Origin of the sequence: Paracoccus binzhouensis, from assembly GCF_016446475.1 — a bacterium.
GTDB classification, from domain to species: Bacteria; Pseudomonadota; Alphaproteobacteria; order Rhodobacterales; family Rhodobacteraceae; genus Paracoccus; species Paracoccus binzhouensis.
Genome location: NZ_JAEHFP010000092.1, coordinates 1 through 17,687, shown reverse-complemented (window position 1 = coordinate 17,687; position 17,687 = coordinate 1). Strand labels below are relative to the sequence as shown.

The 17,687-nt window shown below is 70.8% G+C and carries 15 protein-coding genes; 2 read left to right on the top strand and 13 right to left on the bottom strand.

Going from position 1 to position 17,687, the window contains the following annotated elements:
- From I9P22_RS17915 to I9P22_RS17895, 5 genes are all read right to left on the bottom strand, one after another.
- Positions 1-557 (bottom strand): FAD-dependent oxidoreductase (locus tag I9P22_RS17915; protein ID WP_199260857.1); only part of this gene is annotated, 557 nt, incomplete at its 3' end.
- Complete coding sequence (locus tag I9P22_RS17910) at positions 554-877, bottom strand: (2Fe-2S)-binding protein (RefSeq protein WP_199260856.1); 324 nt, start codon at positions 875-877, stop codon at positions 554-556. The genes I9P22_RS17915 and I9P22_RS17910, both read right to left, overlap by 4 nt.
- Positions 874-2,841 carry a hydantoinase B/oxoprolinase family protein gene (locus tag I9P22_RS17905; RefSeq protein ID WP_199260855.1) on the bottom strand — a complete coding sequence of 656 codons (1,968 nt, stop codon included), beginning with the start codon at positions 2,839-2,841 and terminating at the stop codon, positions 874-876. Before I9P22_RS17905 ends, I9P22_RS17910 begins: the two co-directional genes overlap by 4 nt.
- A 4-nt stretch (positions 2,842-2,845) precedes the next feature.
- A complete protein-coding gene (locus tag I9P22_RS17900; protein ID WP_199260854.1) occupies positions 2,846-4,879 on the bottom strand; it encodes a hydantoinase/oxoprolinase family protein in 2,034 nt (677 codons plus the stop codon).
- Positions 4,880-4,954: 75 nt separating this feature from the next.
- Entirely contained in the window at positions 4,955-5,836 is an 882-nt protein-coding gene (locus tag I9P22_RS17895) for a LysR family transcriptional regulator (protein WP_199260853.1), read from the bottom strand.
- Positions 5,837-5,934: 98 nt separating this feature from the next.
- On the opposite strand from I9P22_RS17895, the gene I9P22_RS17890 reads away from it, so the two are divergent.
- Positions 5,935-7,029, top strand: coding sequence for an NAD(P)/FAD-dependent oxidoreductase (locus tag I9P22_RS17890; protein ID WP_199260852.1), 1,095 nt, complete (start codon positions 5,935-5,937; stop codon positions 7,027-7,029).
- 2 nt (positions 7,030-7,031) lie between these two features.
- On the opposite strand, the gene I9P22_RS17885 is transcribed toward I9P22_RS17890, so the two are convergent.
- Positions 7,032-8,357 (bottom strand): NAD(P)/FAD-dependent oxidoreductase, encoded by a 1,326-nt coding sequence (locus tag I9P22_RS17885; protein WP_199260851.1) that lies wholly within the window; start codon positions 8,355-8,357, stop codon positions 7,032-7,034.
- 155 nt (positions 8,358-8,512) lie between these two features.
- Between I9P22_RS17885 and I9P22_RS17880 the strand changes: the two genes are divergently transcribed.
- Positions 8,513-9,007 carry an Lrp/AsnC family transcriptional regulator gene (locus tag I9P22_RS17880; protein ID WP_199260850.1) on the top strand — a complete coding sequence of 165 codons (495 nt, stop codon included), beginning with the start codon at positions 8,513-8,515 and terminating at the stop codon, positions 9,005-9,007.
- Positions 9,008-9,092: 85 nt separating this feature from the next.
- Here I9P22_RS17880 and I9P22_RS17875 read toward each other — a convergent pair whose 3' ends face one another.
- The 7 genes from I9P22_RS17875 to I9P22_RS17845 all read right to left on the bottom strand — a co-directional run bounded on the left by I9P22_RS17875 (position 9,093) and on the right by I9P22_RS17845 (position 17,502).
- Entirely contained in the window at positions 9,093-10,748 is a 1,656-nt protein-coding gene (locus I9P22_RS17875) for an ABC transporter ATP-binding protein (protein ID WP_199260849.1), read from the bottom strand.
- The gene (locus I9P22_RS17870; protein ID WP_233253460.1) at positions 10,748-11,584 is read right to left on the bottom strand and encodes an ABC transporter permease; all 837 of its coding nucleotides are present in this window, start codon (positions 11,582-11,584) and stop codon (positions 10,748-10,750) included. Before I9P22_RS17870 ends, I9P22_RS17875 begins: the two co-directional genes overlap by 1 nt.
- 11 nt (positions 11,585-11,595) lie before the next feature.
- Positions 11,596-12,555, bottom strand: coding sequence for an ABC transporter permease (locus I9P22_RS17865; protein WP_199260847.1), 960 nt, complete (start codon positions 12,553-12,555; stop codon positions 11,596-11,598).
- 60 nt (positions 12,556-12,615) lie between these two features.
- A complete protein-coding gene (locus I9P22_RS17860) occupies positions 12,616-14,229 on the bottom strand; it encodes an ABC transporter substrate-binding protein (RefSeq protein ID WP_199260846.1) in 1,614 nt (537 codons plus the stop codon).
- A gap of 54 nt (positions 14,230-14,283) precedes the next feature.
- Positions 14,284-15,015: an HAD-IA family hydrolase gene (locus I9P22_RS17855; protein ID WP_199260845.1), complete on the bottom strand. Its 732-nt coding sequence runs from the start codon at positions 15,013-15,015 to the stop codon at positions 14,284-14,286.
- A gap of 190 nt (positions 15,016-15,205) precedes the next feature.
- Positions 15,206-16,129: a 2-hydroxyacid dehydrogenase gene (locus I9P22_RS17850; protein ID WP_199260844.1), complete on the bottom strand. Its 924-nt coding sequence runs from the start codon at positions 16,127-16,129 to the stop codon at positions 15,206-15,208.
- Complete coding sequence (locus I9P22_RS17845) at positions 16,129-17,502, bottom strand: aminotransferase class III-fold pyridoxal phosphate-dependent enzyme (protein ID WP_199260843.1); 1,374 nt, start codon at positions 17,500-17,502, stop codon at positions 16,129-16,131. The genes I9P22_RS17850 and I9P22_RS17845 overlap by 1 nt, the downstream gene beginning before the upstream one ends.
- Positions 17,503-17,687: the final 185 nt, after the last annotated feature.

Below are 17,687 nucleotides of genomic sequence, written 5' to 3'. Positions count from 1 at the left end.
CGGGCCTGCGCGGCAAGGGGGGCGGTGTCCAGCACCGCCGCCAGCCCGGCCCCCGCCGCCAGCAGCTGCGCCGCGACCAGGGTCAGCAGCGGCCCGGACCCGGCCAGCACCAGCCGCCGGCCCAGCGCCACGCCCTGCGCCTTCAGCGCGATCTGCGCCGCGCCCAGCGAATAGACACCGGCACGCTGCCAGCCCTCGACCGGGACCAGCCGGTCGGCGGCGCCGGTCGCCAGGATCAGCCGGTCATAGGGGATAGCCTGCGCGCCGACATGCGCCACGCCGGCGTGCAGCGCATGGACCAGGCTTTGCGGGCGGTGGTCCAGCCGCCCGGCCGCCGCCATGCCGTCGAACAGAGCATGCAGCGCCCGCGCCTTGGCGGCTTCCGAGCCGTAAAGCTTGCGCGGCGGGCGCAGGAAGCCCTCGGGCGGGCGGCGATAGATCTGGCCGCCGGCCCGCGCCGCCTCGTCGACCACGATCGGCCGCAATCCAGCCCGGACTAGCCGCTCTGCCGCGCGGATGCCCGCGGGACCGGCGCCGACGATCAGCACCCGGGTCATGCCGGCCAGTCCCGCGGCGCGTCGGACAAGAGCCGCATCCCCGCCGTGAGCGGCGTCGAGCAGGCGCGCAGCCGGGCGCCGTCCTCGGTCCAGATCCAGCAATCCTGGCAGGCGCCCATCAGGCAGAAGCCGGCGCGGCGCTCGGGCCCGAACTCGGCCGCACGCAGCGAATCGGTCCCGGTCAGGATCGCGGTCAGCACCGTGTCGTCCGACAGGCCCGCCATCGGCTGCCCGTCGAAGCGGAACGGCACCGGCGGGCGATGCGTCTCGGCCAGCCGCACCAGACGCCCCCTTGCCAGGCCCGGTCCCGGCCCGGTCATGCGGCGGCCTCGTCCAGGGCCGGGCGCGGCAGGTCGGGAAAGCGCGCGCAGACGGCGTCGAAGGCCCGGCGGACCGCCTCGGGATCGCTGCCGTCCATGCGGCGGAAGATCTCGGTCTTGGCGAAGAAGCGCCAATGCACGGGCAGCGCCGCCAGGATCGCGGTCAGCGCGTCATAGGCGGCCCCGGTCCAGCGGGATTCGTAGCCGTCGCGCTCGGGGCCGAAATGGAAATGCCCCTGGGGCGGCACCGCCCGCGTGCGCAGCGCCGCGGTGGCCTGCGGGTCGCCCACGACCACGCCGTAATCGCGCCGCGCCGCCTCGGCCGAGACATAGCCGCGCGCTACGTCCTGCTCGACCCGCCAGACCTCGCGCTCCATCGGGTCGCCGCGGCCGCCGCCGCCGGCCGAGCGCACCAGCAGCACGTCGCCGGGCCCCAGGATCGCCGTGTCGGCCGAGCCGGTGCGGCGCTCGTCGGGCGTGCCGGGATTCACGATCATCTCGGCCAGGCCCGCCGCCTTGCCGCCCAGGATCCCCCAGGGCCGGAACAGGCTGCGGTCGCGGTTGCGGGCGGTGATGCGGGTGTCGGGGGCAAAGACCCGGAAGGCCATCTCGGTGGCCAGCCCGCCGCGCCAGCGCCCGGCGCCGCCGCTGTCCTGCGCCAGGCCGTAGCGGACGAATTCCACCGGCACCTCGGTCTCGGTGATCTCGATGGGGGTGTTCTTCAGATAGGCCGCATCGGCGCCCGAGCCGTTGGTGCCGTCGCGCCAGGGCATGCCGCCGCCACCGCCAACCACCGGGTTCACCGCGGCGATGACGGTCCGTTGCGTGCGCTCGTCGCGGGTCATCACGTTGACGATGCAGTTGTTGCCGGCCGGCGCCGCCGGCATCCGCTCGGGGATGGCCTGCGAGAACGCCCCGAAGATGACCGAGCGCAGCCGGGCGCAGGTCAGCGACCGCATCCCCACCGCGGCCGGCGCCACCGGGTTCAGGACCGTGCCCTCGGGCGCGATGCAGGTGAAGGGCCGGGTCAGCCCGGTGTTCAGCAGGATGCGCGGGTTCAGCGTGTAAAGGACGTAATACACCCCGACCAGCAGCATGGTGTGCCGCGGATCCCCGCCCGAGGGCACGTTCAGCGAGCTGGCCAGCTGCGGGTCCGAGCCGGTAAAATCCAGGACCGCGCTGTCGCCACGGATCTTCAGCACCAGGTTCAGCCGGCAGGGATTGGCCTGGTCGCTGTCCTCGTCGGCGTAGTCGGCGAAGCGGTAATCGCCGTCGGGGATCGCGCGCAGGATGTCGCGGGCCTGCGCCTCGGCCTGGTCCATCAGCGCCGCGACGCCCTGGACGAAGCCCCGCTTGCCGAAGCGCGCGATCATCTGGTGCACCTTGCGCTCGCCGGTGGTCAGCGCACCGACCAGCGCCTTGATGTCGCCGAGATTCAGCGCCGGCTGGCGCACGTTGGTCTGCATGATGCGCATGACCGTCTCGTCGAAGACACCCTCGCGGACCAGCTTCATCGGCGGGAAGCGGATGCCTTCCTGGTGGATCTCGGTCAGCGACCGCGACAGCGAGGCAGGCACCGCGCCGCCCATGTCGGTATTGTGGATATGGCCGCCGGTCCAGGCGACGATCTCGCCCCCGGCGAAGACCGGCTTCCACAGATGGGTGTCGGGGGCATGGGTGGCGACATGGCCGGAATAGGGATCGTTGGTGAAGGCCACGTCGCCGGGGCGATAGTCGTCGACCATGGCGATGGCCCGGCCATAGGTCAGGCCCGGATACCAGGTCGCGCCCAGGTCCATCGGCACGGCGAAGGTGTCGCCGCCCTTGTCCATCAGCATGACGGTGAAATCCTGCGTCTCCTTGACGAAGGCGGAATGGGCGGTGCGATGCAGGGTATGGGCCATGTTCTCGGCCGCGGCGCGGGCGTGGTTGGCCAGGACCTGAAGCGTCATCGTGTCGAACATGGGCTTACTCCGCGAAACTCAGGTGGATGTTCAGGTGCTCGTCCACCCGGGCGCCGGCGCCGGCCGGGATGGCGAAGGTGGTGTCTTCCTGCGCGACGATGGCCGGGCCGCTGAACGTCGCGCCCCCCGTCAGGGCCGCACGGTCATAAAGCGGGACGTCCTGCCAGCCGCCCAGATGCACCGGCACATGCCGCGCGGACCAGGCGGCGGCGTGCGCGCCGGGCTTGACCGGGAATTCCGGCTTCGGCCCGGCGCCGATGGCCGACAGGCGCAGGTTCACCAGCTCGATCCGACCCTCGGGGTCGTCGAAATCGTAGATGCGGCGATGCGTGGCGTGGAAGGCCCGGGCGATGCGGGCCGGCTCGGTCAGCCAGTCCGGCTCAAGCTCGACCTCGATCTCGTAGCTCTGGCCGGCATAGCGCATGTCGGCCGAGAGGCGCAGCTCGGCAGCGCCGTGATGGCCCTGCGCCGCCAGCCAGGCCCGGCCCTCGTCGCAGAGCGCCCGGAACGGCGCGGTCAGGTCGGCACCCAGATCGGCAAAGACCGTGCGGATGAAATCGCCGCGCAGGTCCGCGACCAGCCCGCCCAGCGCCGAGACGACGCCCGGCCGTCGCGGCGCGATCACCCGGCTCATGCCCAGCTCGCGCGCCAGGAAGGCGCCCAGCATCGGCCCGCCGCCGCCAAAGGGCATCAGCGCGAAGTCCCGCAGGTCGACCCCGGCGCGCGAGCTGAGCTTCTCGACCTCGACGAACATCTCGGAAATGGCGATGTCGATGATCGCCTGCGCGGTTTGCTCGGGGCTGCGGCCAAGCCGCTCGGCCAGGGCCCCAACCGCCTGCCGGGCCAGGGCCACGTCCATCTGCAGCTGGCCGTAAGCCATCTGGCTGTGGCCCAGCCAGCCGCAGACCGCCATGGCATCCGTCACCGTGGCCTGCGTCCCGCCGCGGCCATAGCAGGCCGGGCCGGGGTTCGACCCGGCCGATTCCGGCCCGACCCGCAGCACCCCCTGCGCGTCCACGCTGGCGATCGAGCCGCCGCCGATGCCGATGGAACTGACCGAGACCGACGGGATGTGCAGGGGAAATTCCCCGATCAGCTCGTCCGAGCCGAACTGCACCTCTCCGTCCACGATCAGCGCGAAATCGGCCGAGGTGCCGCCGATATCCAGCGTCAGGATGCGCTGCTCGCCGGCCTGGCGCGCCAGCCAGCTTGCGCCGATCACCCCCGAGGCGGTGCCCGACAGCAGCATCGACACGCAGTCGCGCCGACCTTCGCGGGCAGTCATCAGCCCGCCGTTCGACTTGGTCAGCATGGCGCGGGCGGGCACGCCCTGCCCGGCCAGCCGCGCCTCGAGCGCCGCCAGATAGCCCGAGACCCGCGGGTGGACATAGCCGTTCAGGATCGCCGTCGAGCTGCGTTCGTATTCGCGGATCACCGGCCAGACCTCGGACGAGGTGAAGACGAACAGATCGGGCGCCAGCGATTCAACCTGCGCCTTGACGGCAGCCTCTTGCGCGCCGTCGCGCCAGGCATGCAGCAGCGCCACGATCACCCCCTCGGCCCCCGCCGCCCGGGCGCGGGCCACGGCATCGGCGATCGAGGCCTCGTCCGGCGCTACGCTCTGCCGGCCGTCGGCGCGCATGCGGGCGGGAATGCCGAAGACCATGTCCCGGGCGACCAGCGGCTCGGGGCGGTGGCAGAACAGCGAATACATCTCGGGCATCCGCAGCCGGGCCAGCTCGATCACGTCCTCGAAGCCGGCATTGGTGATCAGCGCCAGCCGCGCGCCCTTGCGCTGGATGATAGTGTTGATGCCGACCGTCGTGCCATGGACGAAGCGGCTGACCGCGGCCGGGTCCAGCCCCTCGCGCTCGGCCAGAAGCTGCAGGCCCTGCAGCAGTTCCGCGCCCGGATCCTCGGGCGTGGTCAGCACCTTCAGGGATGCGACCCGGCCCGTTCGCGCCTCGAGCGCGCAGAAATCCATGAAGGTGCCGCCGATATCGACGCCGATCTTCCAGTCCGCCCCGGTTCCGTCCATGCTGCCTCTCCGCCATTGCTCGCGGCGAAGGAAGCACGGCCGGCGCGACGCGTCCAAGACGCATCGCGAGCCAGTCTATAAGTCCGGCTTATGCCTGCGCAGCAGTTCGGCCATCAGATCCTCGGCCCGCGACAGGCTGCGGCTGCGCAGGGTCAGCAGCGACAGGGGCAGGCTGGCGGCATCCTGCAGCGGCAGCACGGCGATGCCCGCGAATTGCGTCCAGGGCAGCAGCGAATCGACCACGGCGATCCCCAGCCCCGCCTGCACGAAGCCGACGGCAGTGATCGACAGGTCGATTTCCAGCAGCGGCTCGAAGCGCAGGCCCTGGATGCGGGCGGCCTGTGCCAGTTCGTGATGCGGCCGCGTGGCGTTGCGATAGGAGATCAGCGGCTGGTCCTGCAGATCCGCAAGGCTCAGCCCCGGCCGCTGCGCCAGCGGGTGATCCCTGGGCAGCAGGCAGGAGAACCCGGTCGCCCCCAGCCGTTCCGCGCCGATATCGGGCGGCAGTTCGTCGTCCAGCGCCAGCGCCAGGGCGACGTCGCCGGCGCGCAGCATCGCCACGATGGCGGCGATGGGCGCGACATGCGAGCGCAGCAGCACCTCGGGATGGGCCCGGCGATAGGCGGCCAGCACCTTCGGCAGGAAGGCCATGGCCGGCGGCGGCGAGGCCGCGATCCGCACCAGCCCCGCCCGGCCCTGGCGCAGATCGGCGGTCTTGCGGCGCAGGCCCTCCAGCCCGGCGAACAGCCGCTCGGCATCGGGCAGCAACTCCAGCGCCTCGGGGGTTGGGTGCAGGCGGCCCTTGTCGCGGGTGAACAGCGCAAAGCCCAGCTCGTCCTCGGCATGCAGCAGCACCTGGCTCAGCGCCGGCTGCGAGATGTTCAGCATCCGCGCGGCGGCGGTGATCGTCCCCGCCCGCATGACCGCCACGAAAACCTCAAGCTGCCGCGCCCGCATCACGCCCCCATAGGTTTGGCTTATGGACCACCCAAGAACCCGTCCTTGACCCTTCATGCCCGCCGCGCTTCCCTTGGGCAAGCTTCGAGGGGGCGCGAATGTCGGTGATCGTTCTGGGTGGCGGCTTGATGGGCAGCGCGACAGCCTTCTTCCTGGCGCGCCGCGGCATCGCCACGACGCTGATCGACAGCGGCCGCATCGGCGCCGGGGCCACGGTCGCCTCGTTCGGCAATATCCGCCGCAGCGGCCGCTACCTGCCGCAGCTGCCGCTGGCGCATCGGTCGCTGGCGCTGTGGAACCGGGCCGAGGCGCTGCTGGGCCGCGATGTCGAGTTCCGCGCCACCGGCCATCTGCGGCTGATCTTCGATGCGCAGGGCCTGGCGCTGATGCGCCGCTTCGCCCAGGATGCCCACCCCTGGGGGCTTGACCTGCAGGAACTGGCGCCGGCCGAGATCCGCCGCCGCTTCCCCGGGCTTGGGCCCGAGGCCATCGCCGCCTCCTTCTCGCCCCGGGACGGCTCGGCCAATCCGCGGCTGGTCGCGCCGGCCTTCGCCGAGGCCGCAGCCCGGGCCGGGGCGCGGCTGGTCGAAGAGGCGCAGATCCGCGCCATCCGCGCCGGCTTCACGGTCGAGACCGCGCGCGAACGCTTCCATGCCGAGCGGCTGGTCAACTGCACCGGCCATCGCGGCGCGGCCATCGCGGCACAGTTCGGCGAGCCGGTGCCGATCGAGGTGCGCGGCCCGCAGATGGGCGTGACCGAACCGCTGCCGCACCGCATCCTGCCGGTGGTGGGGGTCTGGTCCGCCGAGCACGGCGCCTATCTGCGGCAGGTGGAACGCGGCAACGTGGTCTTCGGCGGCGCGGTCGAGCGGGTGCGCGTCGGCGCGGATGGCCGCGCCCATGCCGATCCGGCGCGGCTGCCGGCGCAGCTGCGCGCCGTGGTCCGGCTGGCGCCGGCCCTGCGCCGGGTCGCGGTCATCCGGCAATGGTCGGGGGCCGAGGGCTATGTCGGCGACGGGCTGCCGGTGATCGGCGCCTCGGCCACCACGCCGGGGCTGTTCCACGCCTTTGGCTTCTGCGGGCACGGCTTCCAGCTGGGGCCGGGGGTGGGCGACGCCATGGCCGAGCTGATCGCCACCGGGCGCTGCGAGACGCCGCTGGAGGATTTCCGCATCACCCGGTTCGCGGCATGATCTCAGAACCCGGCGACCTTGCCCCATTGGCTGGCCTTGAAGCGGTCCAGCCGGTATTGCGCGATCCCGGTGATCGGCGTCCGGCCCAGCACCAGGTCGGCGACCAGGTGGCCCACGCCCGGGCCGATGCCGAAGCCGTGGCCGGACAGCCCGGCCGCCAGCACCAGCCCCGGCGGGCCGCAATCGGCGTCGATCACCGGCACCCCGTCGGGCGTGCTGTCGATATAGCCGGCCCAGCAGGCCTGCACCGGAACCTCGCGCAGCGCCGGCAGCAGGCGACGGGCGCGGGCCAGCGTCTCTCTCACCAGCGCCTGCGCGGGGCGGGGGTCCAGGATCCGGGCCCGCTCCATCGGCGTCGGCCGGTCCAGCGCCCAGATCGCGCGCGTGTCGAACCCGGCGCGCCAGGCCTGCAGCCCGCCGGGGCGCAGCGCCCGCCAGCGCCGGGCGAACATCGGCAGGAAATGCCTGCCGCCACGGATCATCCCGGGCGTCGGATCGACATTCGCCCGACCCGAGACCGCCAGCGTATGGCCGCCGTCGCCGCGGCGCGTGACCGAGACGGCGGCGGTATGCAGCGCGTCGGGCATGTCCCGGGCCCCGGGCATGACCGACAGGATCGAACTGCGCACCGAGGCCTGCGGAAAGGCCAGCCCCAGCTGGTGCAGGAAGCTGCCGGCCCAGACGCCGCCGGCCATGACCACCGTGCCGGCGCGGATCCGGCCGCGCTCGGTGACGACGCCGGCGACCCGGCCGCCTTCCAGCTCCAGCCCGCGGGCGGCGCAGGACTGGATCACATGGCCGCCATGCCTGGCGATGCCCTGGGCGATCAGCGGCGCGGCGCTGGCCGGATCGGCGATGCCGTCCGTGGGCGACCAGACCCCACCCAGCCAGGGCCTGCCGGTGGCGCGGCCGCGCTCGGCCGCCTCGGCCGCCGAAAGCATCCGGGTATCGACCCCCTCGCCGCGCGCGAATCGGCCCCAGGCCGCCCAGCCCTCCAGCTCGGCCGGGTCGTCGGTCAGATAGAGCAGGCCGCAGCGCCGGAAGCCGATGCCCGGGCCCAGGTCGGCGACGATCTGCTCCCACAGCTCCAGGCTGCGGGTCGAGAGCGGCAATTCCCGCGCATCGCGGTTCTGCTGGCGGCACCAGCCCCAGTTGCGGCTGGACTGCTCGGCGCCGATGCGGCCCTTTTCCAGCAGCACGACCGACTGCCCGGCGCGGGCCAGCCAATAGGCGGCCGAGACCCCGACGATGCCGCCGCCGATCACGACGCAATCGGCCCGGGCGGGCAGTTCGCTGGCGGTCTCGATATGCAGAAGCGGTGCGGGCATGGGATTCTCCGGTGCTGTCGGGGCAGGCTAAGGCCGCCCGGCCAGCCGCATCTGCCGCATCATGTCGCGGCGACGGCATTTCCTGTCGAATCGCGGGCCGTTGGCAGCGGCGCCGAATTGCAGCAGAAGGGATGCAGAAAGGGATGGATCTCTGAATGACACCGGCTCTCAAACTGGACCGCATCGACATCAAGATCCTGGCCGAATTGCAGAAGAACGGCCGGATCACCAATGTCGAACTGGCCGACCTGGTGGCGCTGTCGCCCTCGCCCTGCCTGATGCGGGTCAAGAAACTGCAGCAGGCCGGCTACATCACCGGCTATTCCGCGCAGATCGACGTGGCCAAGCTGGGCGAGACGCTGACCGTCTTCACCGAGTTCACGCTGAAGAACCATCGCCCGCCGGATTTCGCCCGCTTCCAGGAGGCGCTGGAGCGCATCGACAGCTGCATCGAATGCCACCTGGTTTCGGGCGGCTACGACTACCTGACCAAGTTCGTGACCGCCGGCATCGTCGATTACCAGAACATCATCGAGGCGCTGATCGACCGCGAGGTCGGGGTGGACAAGTATTTCAGCTTCGTCGTGATCAAGACGCCCTTCGTCAAGACGCAGATCCCGCTGACCCGGCTGTTCGCGGATCGCGGCTAGCGCGGGCGCCGGCCGGGCCTTCGGGGCCCGGCGGTGCACGGGGACAAGCCTCGATGCGGCCGGCGCCGGCCTTTGCCAGCCGGACCTAGCGCCCCGCGAACTGCGCGACCAGGGCGGGATCCCGCTCCAGCCCCTTCAGCCAGCCGGTATCCAGCCGGGGAATCGAGGCAATCAGCAGCCGCGAATAGGGATGCGCCGCCTCGGCGGACATGCGCGCGGCGGGCAGAGCCTCGACCACGCGGCCCTTCAGCATTACCAGGACCTCGTCGCAGATCGCCTCGACCGTGGACAGGTCGTGGCTGATGAACATGTAGGACAGGCCCAGCTCGCGCTGCAATTCCTTCAGCAGGTCCAGGATCGCCGCCGCCACCACCGTATCCAGCGCCGAGGTGATCTCGTCGCAGAGGATCAGCTCGGGTTCGGCGGCCAGCGCCCGGGCCAGGTTCACGCGCTGCTTCTGGCCGCCGGACAGTTCCGAGGGCAGGCGGTGGCGCAGGTGGCCGGGCAGGCGCACCATGTCCAGCAGCTCGACCACGCGGGCGGTGCGCGCCGCGCCGGCCATGCCGTGATAGAAGGCCAGCGGCCGGGCCAGGATCGATTCGATCGACTGGGCGGGGTTCAGCGCGGTGTCGGCCAGTTGGAAGACGATCTGGGCGCGGCGCAGTTCGTCCTTGCTGCGGTCGGCCAGCGCCGGCTTCAGCTCCTTGCCGTCCAGCAGCAGGTTGCCGCGATAGGCGGGCAGGATGCCGGCGATGGCGCGGGCCAGGGTGGACTTGCCCGAGCCGGATTCCCCGATCACCCCCAGGTTGCGGCCGCGCTCCAGCTGGAAGCTGACATCCTGCAGGATCTTCGCCGCCGGCACGCCGTCGCGCACCGCGCCATAGCCCGCGCAGAGGTTCTGCACCGCAAGGATCGGCTCGGGTGCGGCGGGCCGGGCCTCGGGGACATGCGGCACCGGCTCGAAGGCGTCCAGAAGCTGGCGGGTATAGGGATGCGTGGGGGCATGCAGGATCTGCTCGGTCGTGCCTTCCTCCTGCACCACGCCGTTCTTCAGCACGATGATGCGGTCGGCGATCTGCGCCACCACGGCCAGGTCGTGGCTGACATAGACGCCGGCCATGGCGCCCTTGTCCATCACCGACCTGAAGGCGCGCAGCACCTCGATCTGGGTGGTCACGTCCAGCGCGGTCGTCGGTTCGTCGAAGATCACCAGCGCCGGATCGCCGATCAGCGCCATGGCCGCCGACAGGCGCTGCAGCTGCCCGCCCGAGACCTGGTGCGGATAGCGGCTGCCGATGGTGTCGGGATCGGGCAGGGCCAGGGCGCGGAACAGCTGCCGCGCCTTGGCCTCGGCCTGCTCGCGCGGCATCAGCTTGTGGATGGCGGCGATCTCGACCACCTGGTCCATGATGCGCTTGGCGGGATTGAAGGCCGCCGCCGCCGATTGCGGGACATAGGCGACCTCGGTGCCGCGCATGGCGGCGCGCTGGCGCTCGGACATCGCCGTCACGTCGCGGCGGCCCACGCGGATGGTGCCGCCCTGGATGGCGCAGCCGGGCCGCGCATGGCCCATCAGCGACAGGGCGATGGTGGTCTTGCCCGACCCGCTTTCGCCGATCAGCGCCACGATCTCGCCCGGGGCGATGTCGAAGCCGACGCCCTTGATGATCTCGACCTCGCGGCCGGAATCGGTCCTGGCGCCGATCTTCAGGTCGCGCACGGAAACAAGCGGCTGATCCATCATTCGCTCCGGTCTCTGATGCGGGTGGGCAGGTTGTCGATGAACATGTTGACCGAGATGGTCAGCGAGGCGATGGCGATCGAGGGAAAGATCACCGCCGGCGCGCCGAGGCTCAGGCCCTCGATGTTCTCGCGCACCAGCGCGCCCCAGTCGGCATGCGGCGGCTGCACGCCCAGGCCCAGGAAGGACAGGCCGGACAGCACCAGCACGATGAAGACGAAGCGCAGCCCCAGGTCGGCCAGCACCGGGCCCAGGATGTTCGGGAAGATCTCGCGCAGGATGATATGGCCGAAGCCCTCGCCCCGGGCACGGGCCACGGTGACGAAATCCATGGTGTTGACGTTGACCGCCAGCGCACGGGCGAAGCGATAGGAGCCCGGCAGATACATCGCCGCCAGCGTCACGATCAGGATCGGGATCGAGGATCCCACGGCGGCCACCACCACCAGCCCGAACAGCAGATGCGGGATGCCGTTGAAGGCGTCCAAGAAGCGCGACAGAGCCGTGTCGAACCAGCCGCCGATCACCGCGGCGATCATGCCCAGGACCACGCCGCCCGCGCAGGCCAGCAGCACCGCCGCCAGCGCGATGCCGACCGTGTAGCGGGCGCCCATGACGATGCGGGACAGGATGTCGCGGCCCAGATAGTCGCTGCCCAGCCAGAACTGGCCGCTCATCGGGCCGAAATAGTCGTAATCGACCATGTCGCCGGGCGGATAGGGGGCGATCCAGGGACCGATGACCGCGATCACCGCCCAGAACAGGATCACCGCCAGGCCGATGCGGCCCACCCAGTTGAAGGAATATCCCAGCCGGGCCGGGGTCGGAAGGCGCAAGGCAAGGCTCATCAACGGCGCAACCTCGGGTTGGAGAGAATGGCGATCATGTCGGCCAGCGTGATCAGCAGCAGGTAGCTGATGCAGAAGATCATCGCGCAGCTCTGGATCAGCGGCAGGTCGCGGGTCGAGACCGCGTCGACCATCAGCTTGGCCACCCCGGGATAGTTGAAGATGGTTTCGACGATGATGACGCCGCCGACCAGGTAGGACAGCGACAGCGCCACCGCATTGGCGATCGGCCCCAGGGCGTTGGGCAGCGCATGGCCCAGCACCATGCGCCGGCGCGAGGCGCCCTTCAGCAGCGCCATTTCCACATAGGGCGTGTTGATCGTCTCGATCAGCGCCGCCCGGGTCATGCGGATCATCTGCGCCGAGACCACGAAGGACAGCGAGATGACCGGCATCGCATAGGCGCGCAGCATCGCACCCAGCGAATCGACGTTGACGCCGAAGCTCAGCGCCGGCAGCCAGTCCAGCCAGACGGCGAAGACCAGCACCGCCAGCGTGGCGACCATGAACTCGGGCACCGAGATGACCGAGATGGTCAGCACCGAGACCAGCCGGTCCAGCCAGGAACCGCGCCACATGGCGGCGGCGATGCCCAGGGTCAGCGCGACGGGCACGCAGACCAGCGTGACGATGCCCGCCAGGCGCAGCGTGTTCATCAGCCGCCCCGACAGCAGGTCGGCCACGGCCATCTTGTTGACATAGGACATCCCCAGATCGCCCGTGGCCAGCCCGCCCAGCCAGGACAGGAAGCGCCAGATCGCCGGCTCGTCCAGGCCCATGGCGGTGCGCAGGCCCGCCACCGCCTCGGGGGTCGCGGCCTGGCCCAGCAGCACCTCGGCCACGTCGCCGGGCAGCAGCTCGGTGGCGAAGAACACCGCGAAGGACACGATCAGCAGCGTGACCAGCGCGATGCCAAGCCGCTGGCCGACCAAGATCCATGTGGTTGCGGAACGCAGCATGGCGCATCTCCGTCAGGGAAGGGGGCGCCCGGCGCGGCCGGCGCGGGGCGCGCGGTGAGGTCAGGCCTCCAGCCAGACATATTCGGCGAAAGCATAGCCCATCTGCCCGCCCAGCGGGTTCGGCCGCATGCCCTTGAGCTTCGAGGACAGCGCATCGACGTTGGAAATATAGGCGGGAATGATGGTGCCTGCCTCGTTGGCGACCATCTCCTGCATCTCCCAGTAGATCGCCTTGCGCTTCTCCTCGTCCAGAGAGCCGCGGGCCTCGACCAGCATGGCGTCGAATTTTTCCGACTTGTACTGGCTTTCGTTCCAGGGCGCGTCCGAGGCGTAAAGCAGCGAGAACAGGATGTCCGGCGTCGGGCGCGGGTTGATGTTGCCGAAATGGATGGCCGATTTCAGCCAGTAGTTCGACCAGTAGCCGTCGGCGGGCACGCGCTCGATCTGGAAGGGCATCCCGGCCTCGTTGCCGGCCTGCTGCACCACCATGGCATAGTCCACGGCCGAGTTCGCCGCGTCCGAGGTGACGATGGGGATGGGCTGGCCCAGCACGCCGGCCTTCTCGAACAGCGCCCTGGCGCGCTCGGGGTCGAATGGGCGCGGCTTCAGGTTCGGGTTGTGATAGCGGTCCATGGGCGAGACCGGCTGGTCGTTCGCGATTTCACCCAGGCCGCGCAGCACGCCCTTGGTGATCGCCTCGCGGTTCATCAGGTATTTCATGCCCTCGATGAAGCCGGCCTTGTCGCCCGGCGCCATGTCCAGGCGGATGTTCAGGTCGGTATAGTTGCCGGCGGTCGAGATCGAGGTGACGACCTGGTCCTGGCCCTCGAGCATGCGCATCGAGCGCGGGTTGATCGCGGCGCCCAGGTGGATGTCGCCCGACAGCACGGCATTGACCCGCGCATTGTTGTCCGAGATGGCGAAATATTCGAAACTGTCCAGATGGGGCCCGGCATCCTTGAAATAGTTCGGGTTGCGGGTGCCGATCGAGCGCACGCCCGGCTCGAAGCTCTCGCACAGGAAGGCGCCGGTGCCGTTGGCCTTGCTGAAGTCGCTGGTGCCCTCGGCCAGGACCATGAAGTGATGCAAGGACAGGATCGTGGGCAGGTCGGCATTGGCGGCGGCCAGCACGATGCGGACGGTGCGGTCGTCCACGGCGGTGATCTCGGCCATCTGTTCGGCGATGGCGGCGGCCTTCGAGCCGACCGCCGGGTCCTGGTGGCGCTTCAGCGACCAGACCACGTCGGACGCGGTCAGGGTCTTGCCGTCGTGGAAGGTCACGCCGGGCCTCAAGGTGACCTGCCAGGTCTTGCCGTCGGTGGTCTCGACCGCCTCGGCCAGCTCCATTTTCACCACGCCGCCCTCGTCCAGGAAGGTCAGCCGGTTGTAGAAGGCGCAGCAGCGCACATAGTCGGTGGACAGCGACGCCTTGGCCGGGTCCAGCGTGTCGGCGGTCGAGGCCGACCAGCCGGCGCCCTTCAGGTGGCCGCCCGTGACCGGCGTTTGCGCCACGGCCTGGCCGGCGCGCAGCAGCAGCGAGCCGCCCGCCGACAGCGCCACGCCCGAGGCCATCAGCATCTTCAGAAGCTCGCGGCGCGAGGCGCCGCGGCGGATCGCCGCTTCGACCATCGCGTCGTCGCGGCCCGTCCAGTTGGTCGGCTTGAGGTCTTTCATGTCGTCTTCCCTGTTTCTGGCCGGCGGCTCTGGCGTCCGCTCGGCGGGTGGATGTCAGTTGTCGAAGGCTGCGTCGGCGGCCTCGGCCAGCGCGATCAGCGTGTGGAAATGATAGTCGGGGCGGGTGAACTCGGCCGGCTCGATGGTCCCGCCATAGCCCGGCTGCGCATGGCGGCGCTGGATCCAGGCATTGGTCATGCCCAATGCGCGCGAGATGCCGATGTCGTGATACTGGCTTTGCGCGGCATGCAGGATGTCGTCGCGGCTGCCGCCCTCCCGGCCCACGGCCTCGAATACCTGCCGGAAAAACCCCGGGTCGGGCTTTTCCGTGCCGGTGTCGTCGGTGGTGAAGCTGGCCCAGAACGGGTTGCCCAGCTTCTCCTCGTATTTCTCGAAGGCCCAGCGGCGGGCATTGGTCATGGCGATCAGCCTGTAGCGCGCCTTCAGCCGGGCCAGCGCCGCGACGCTGTCGGCAAAGGGCCGCGCCTCGCCCACGGCCTCGACCATGAACCGGCGGTTTTCCGGCGTGTCGGGCAGGCCGGTGGCGGCGGCGATCTGCACGTAGCAGCGGCCCAGGTCGTCCGGAAAGCGCAGCGCGCCGGGCTGACGGCGGGCGTCGCGATAGACGGCCAGCGCCGCCTCGCCGTCGACGGTCATGCCGGCATCCGCGGCGATCTTTTCCAGCGCGCCGGTGATCGCGGCCTCGAAATCGATCAGCGTGCCTACCACGTCGAAGCTGACATAGGAAAAGCGGTCCAGGGGTTTCGCCGCCGTCAGGGTGGCCATGGGAACTTCCTTTCGCAGATGCCGCACGGGGGCGGCGGTCGGGTCGGCGGAAGCGCGGGGGCGGTCACCGCCCCGTCACATCCAGATTGCTTCATTCCGGGGTCGCAAAACGCCGAAACACGGGTCCGACGCAGCAGATTCTTCCGTATTGGCCCGGGGCGCGGCATATCGCGTGGCCCCGGCCCGGGCACTAGTAGCCGCGCGCGCGGTCGACCAGGCCCGGCACAGGCCGGCCCTCGCGATCGGCGCGGATGACGGCAAGCGCGTGCCGGGCGCCTTCCTCGGCATCGGTATGGGCGGCGACATGCGGGGTGATCAGCACCCGCGGGTCGCGCCAGGCCCAGTGATCCGCCGGCAGCGGCTCGGGATCGGTCACGTCCAGCATGGCGGCGGAAAGCCGGCCGCCGTCCAGCGCCCGGCGCAGCGCAGGCATGTCCAGCTGCGCGCCGCGCCCGGCATGGACCAGCCCGGCACCGCGCGGCAGACGGGCGAAGAAGGCATCGTTCATCAGGCCGCGGGTGCGGTCGGTCAGCGGCAGCAGGCAGACCAGGATGTCGGCCCCGGCCAGGAAGGCCGGCAGCCGGTCCGCGCCGAAGGTCTCGATGCCCTCGACCGGCCCTTCGACCGGCGCCCCCGAGCGGCTGTAGCCCGAAACGGCGAAGCCCAAGGCTTGCAGGCTGCCCGCGGCCAGCCGGCCGATACGGCCCATGCCCATGATGCCGACGCGGCGACTGGCGGCCAGCCGGGCCGGGCGCGGCCGCCAGTCGCCGCGCCCGGCCTGCTCCAGATAGGCCGGCAGTTCCCGATGCAGCGCCAGCACCGCCATCACCACCCAGTCCCGCACCATGGCCTCGATCCCCGGGGCAATGGTGCGCACCAACGCCACGCCCTCCGGCAGCGGCGGGAAATGGTCGGTGCCCGCCCCCACGCAGATCACCGTGCGCAGGTTCGGATAGCGCGCCAGGTCGGCGGGCGGGGTCCAGCAGGCCAGATGCGTGACCTGCGCCGGATCGGCGACGCCGGCCTCGCCCGCGACGAAGGGCTCGCCCGCCTGGGCGAAGATCCGGGCCCAGATTGCCCCGCGTTCCGGGGTGGAATGTAGCAGCAGCGCCATCAGCGCAGGACCGCGCGGATTTCCGGGTCTTCCAGCGTCAGGTCCAGGACCTTGCGGGTGCGGGCGACGATCTGGTCGATCTGCTCCTCGGTGCAGCACAGGGGCGGCGCATAGCCGAAGACGCCCTGCGCAAAGGACCGCAGGATCAGCCCCTGGTCCCAGGCCCGGTCGAACAGCCGCGTCGCGGGCTGGACCTCGGGCGGCAGCGGGGTCCTGGCCTCCTTGTCGGTGACAAGCTCGACCGCCGCCAGCATGCCGCGGCCGCGCACGTCGCCGACCAGGGGATGATCGCGCAGGCCCTCCAGCCCCGCGAGCAGCCGGGCCCCGGCGCGGCGGCCGTTCTCCAGCAAGCCGCCCTCGTAGAGCGCCAGCACCTGCAGCGCCACGGCGGCGCTGACCGGATGGGCGGAATAGGTGAAGCCGTGGCCGACGGCCCGGGCACCGGCGCCATCGGCGATGGTCTCATAGACATGGTCGCGCATCAGGACCGCGCCCATCGGCACATAGCCCGAGGTCAGCCCCTTGGCCGTGGTCATCAGGTCGGGGACGATGCCTTCCTCGTCGCAAGCGAACAGCGGCCCGGTGCGGCCGAAGCCGGTGATGACCTCGTCGGCGACGAACAGCACGCCGTATTCGGCGCAGAGATCCCGCATCGCCCTGATCCAGCCCTTGGGCGGCACCAGCACCCCGCCCGAGCCCTGGATCGGCTCGACATAGAAGGCGGCGACCCGCTCCGGGCCCAGCGCCTCGATCCTGGCGCGCAGCTCCGCCACCGAGGCGGCGATCACCGCCTGCGGATCGCCGCCCAGGGGGTTGCGATACAGGTCGTGCGACGAGATCTTGTGCTGCCAGTCATGGGGCACGCCGAAGCCGTCATGGAAGCCCGGCAGCGCCGTCAGCCCGGCGCCCATGCTGGTCGAGCCGTGATAGCCATGCGCGACCGAGATGAACTGGTCGCGGCCCGGCTGCCCCCGGGCATGCCAGTAATAGCGGATGAAGCGGATGGTGCTGTCCACCGCGTCCGAGCCGCCCAGGGTGAAATAGACATGGTTCAGATCGCCGGGCGCCCGCTCGGCCAGCGCGGCGGCCAGGCGGATCGGCGCCTCGGCGCCCAGGTCGAAATAGCCGGTGGCATAGGGCAGGCTGCGCATCTGCGCGGCGGCAGCCTCGACGATGCTGTCGTGGCCATAGCCCGCATTCACGCACCACAGGCCGGCGAAGCCATCGATCAGCGTCCGGCCCTGGCTGTCGGTGACGGTGGCGCCCTGCCCGCCGGTCAGGATGCGCACGCCGCGCGCCTCGTGGCCGCGAAACGAGGAAACCGGGTGGATCAGGTGCCGGCGGTCGAGCTCGGCAAGGGAATTGCTCAGCATGGCAGTCTCCGTTCAGCCCAGGGCTTGCGAGATCAGGGCATAGGTCGTCGGATCGGGGGGCAGCGGATCGGCAGCGGCCGGATCGGGGGGCAGCGGGTTGCGGACCATGGCGGTGCCGCCGCCCGCATGGGCCAGGCCAAGCCCGGCTGCGAAATCGCCAAGGTCCTGCCCAGCACCCAGCCCCG

Excerpts from the sequence above, each read along its gene's own strand:
- I9P22_RS17910 (WP_199260856.1), bottom strand. The coding sequence starts at position 877 with ATGACCGGGCCGGGACCGGGCCTGGCAAGGGGGCGTCTGGTGCGGCTG.
- I9P22_RS17905 (WP_199260855.1), bottom strand. The coding sequence starts at position 2,841 with ATGTTCGACACGATGACGCTTCAGGTCCTGGCCAACCACGCCCGCGCC.
- I9P22_RS17900 (WP_199260854.1), bottom strand. The coding sequence starts at position 4,879 with ATGGACGGAACCGGGGCGGACTGGAAGATCGGCGTCGATATCGGCGGC.
- I9P22_RS17895 (WP_199260853.1), bottom strand. The coding sequence starts at position 5,836 with ATGCGGGCGCGGCAGCTTGAGGTTTTCGTGGCGGTCATGCGGGCGGGG.
- I9P22_RS17890 (WP_199260852.1), top strand. The coding sequence starts at position 5,935 with ATGTCGGTGATCGTTCTGGGTGGCGGCTTGATGGGCAGCGCGACAGCC.
- I9P22_RS17885 (WP_199260851.1), bottom strand. The coding sequence starts at position 8,357 with ATGCCCGCACCGCTTCTGCATATCGAGACCGCCAGCGAACTGCCCGCC.
- I9P22_RS17880 (WP_199260850.1), top strand. The coding sequence starts at position 8,513 with ATGACACCGGCTCTCAAACTGGACCGCATCGACATCAAGATCCTGGCC.
- I9P22_RS17875 (WP_199260849.1), bottom strand. The coding sequence starts at position 10,748 with ATGGATCAGCCGCTTGTTTCCGTGCGCGACCTGAAGATCGGCGCCAGG.
- I9P22_RS17865 (WP_199260847.1), bottom strand. The coding sequence starts at position 12,555 with ATGCTGCGTTCCGCAACCACATGGATCTTGGTCGGCCAGCGGCTTGGC.
- I9P22_RS17860 (WP_199260846.1), bottom strand. The coding sequence starts at position 14,229 with ATGAAAGACCTCAAGCCGACCAACTGGACGGGCCGCGACGACGCGATG.
- I9P22_RS17855 (WP_199260845.1), bottom strand. The coding sequence starts at position 15,015 with ATGGCCACCCTGACGGCGGCGAAACCCCTGGACCGCTTTTCCTATGTC.
- I9P22_RS17850 (WP_199260844.1), bottom strand. The coding sequence starts at position 16,129 with ATGGCGCTGCTGCTACATTCCACCCCGGAACGCGGGGCAATCTGGGCC.
- I9P22_RS17845 (WP_199260843.1), bottom strand. The coding sequence starts at position 17,502 with ATGCTGAGCAATTCCCTTGCCGAGCTCGACCGCCGGCACCTGATCCAC.